The following is a 1,658-nucleotide window of genomic DNA, read 5'->3' as shown; positions in this document are numbered from 1 at the left end:
ATGTAAACTGGTATAATAATATCAGGATACATGGTTCACTTGATTATAAAACACCTGTTGAATTTAGAATGTTCTCATAGAAATTGTCCAAAAAAGTGTTGACAATCCATTTTTAATACCGAACACTTTGAGAACAATGTACTTATTTTTTCAAAAAGAAAGGAATTGCGTATCCCCACACCATAAAGGAATGGGGTTTTGCAATTCCGATTCTTATAAAAAATAATTTCTAGTTCTTCAAAACTCCTTTTTAAACCATCAATTCTTTCTTCAGAAACATCAGGATACTCTTCTTTAAACATATCAAATGTATCATCTAGAGACATTGGTTCATCCATATTCAATTCATCTAACTGTAAATAATTTTCAAACTATATAAATTTTTCAGTTAATTATTGGGAATAATATTAAATAGGATAACTAATTAGGAGTGATCAAAAAAATGGCAGAAAACAAAAATGATATTACATTTACTATCTTATCCAATGAATGGTTAAACTTAAAAAAACGATCTATCAAATATACCTCGTTTATAAAATACAAAACCATCATTGACGTTCATTTGTTAAAATTATATGATCAAAAACCATTAGAAAACTGGTCAGAATATGATTATTATAAACTGTTTGAGCAATATGGTAAAAACACCTTAACTGGCAGTACTTTACGTACCATTAAGTATGTATTAAAAGATATCCTTTCTTATGGCGAAGAAATATATAATCTTAAACCAGTAAAACTGACACGTATCAAAATCAGTAGTAATAGTAAATCAATTGAAGTATTAAATGAATTACAAAGAAGAGATTTAATAATGAATTGTCAAAAAAATTATAATAGTATAAATGCCGCAGTGTTATTAGGGTTACAAGCTGGATTAAGATTGGGTGAAGTCTGTGGTTTAAAATGGATTGATTTTAATTTTGAAAGAAAAACGATAACTATATCAAGAACTGTTCAACGTGTAAAGAATACTGACGCCTTTCCCAAAACGAGATTAATCGAACTTCCACCTAAAACTGCCTCATCAAAAAGAGTAGTAATAATGACTGAATCATTATCCAGTTACTTGAGAAATTACATAAATTTCTATAACCCAGATTCCAGTGAAACATACATACTGTCAAACAGTTATAAAATGACTGACCCAAGAACTATACAAAGGAAATTCAAAAAAATATGTAAATTAGAAGGTATGAACATTAATTTTCATGTACTACGTCATACATTTGCCACGGTCTGTGTTAAATATGGAGTAGATATCAAAGTATTAAGTGAGATGTTGGGACATTCAAATATATCAACAACATTAAATCTTTATGTACACCCTACTTTAGATCAAAAAGCAGAAGAAATGAAAAAAATTGATCTGTAAAATCGCAGAATTACCAATTCTACGACATATATTATATCATATTTGCTTAATGTTTCAAATAATTTATGATTTTGTTGTGATTATAAGATTATTTTACCAAATATTTACTGATATTTTAATTTAAACTATTTTTGTAAATACTAAATATAAAAATAATTTGTTATAAAAATAACAAAAAAGGGGCTGTAACGAAAGGAGGTTTTTTTAACCTTTAATGAAGCGTTACAGCTTCTTTTTTTGTTTTGAAGATTATTTTTTGGAAAATTTAATTTTTTTGCTATTT

The 1,658-nt window shown here is 26.9% G+C and carries 3 protein-coding genes; 2 read left to right on the top strand and 1 reads right to left on the bottom strand.

Annotation, left to right across the window (positions count from 1 at the left end):
* On the top strand, positions 1-80 hold an 80-nt coding region (locus B5F09_RS14785), incomplete at its 5' end, for an IS3 family transposase (RefSeq protein WP_143357514.1).
* On the opposite strand, the gene B5F09_RS14455 is transcribed toward B5F09_RS14785, so the two are convergent.
* Positions 75-338 (bottom strand): hypothetical protein, encoded by a 264-nt coding sequence (locus B5F09_RS14455; RefSeq protein WP_087375022.1) that lies wholly within the window; start codon positions 336-338, stop codon positions 75-77. The two genes, B5F09_RS14785 and B5F09_RS14455, sit on opposite strands and share 6 nt — an antisense overlap.
* A gap of 104 nt (positions 339-442) precedes the next feature.
* Between B5F09_RS14455 and B5F09_RS14450 the strand changes: the two genes are divergently transcribed.
* Positions 443-1,375: a site-specific integrase gene (locus B5F09_RS14450; protein WP_087375021.1), complete on the top strand. Its 933-nt coding sequence runs from the start codon at positions 443-445 to the stop codon at positions 1,373-1,375.
* The last annotated feature ends 283 nt before the right edge of the window (positions 1,376-1,658 follow it).

Source organism: Erysipelatoclostridium sp. An173 (genome assembly GCF_002160495.1).
GTDB lineage: Bacteria > Bacillota_I > Bacilli_A > Erysipelotrichales > Coprobacillaceae > Thomasclavelia > Thomasclavelia merdavium.
The sequence above is the reverse complement of the archived record's forward strand: the minus strand, read 5'-3'. Positions and strand labels throughout refer to the sequence as shown.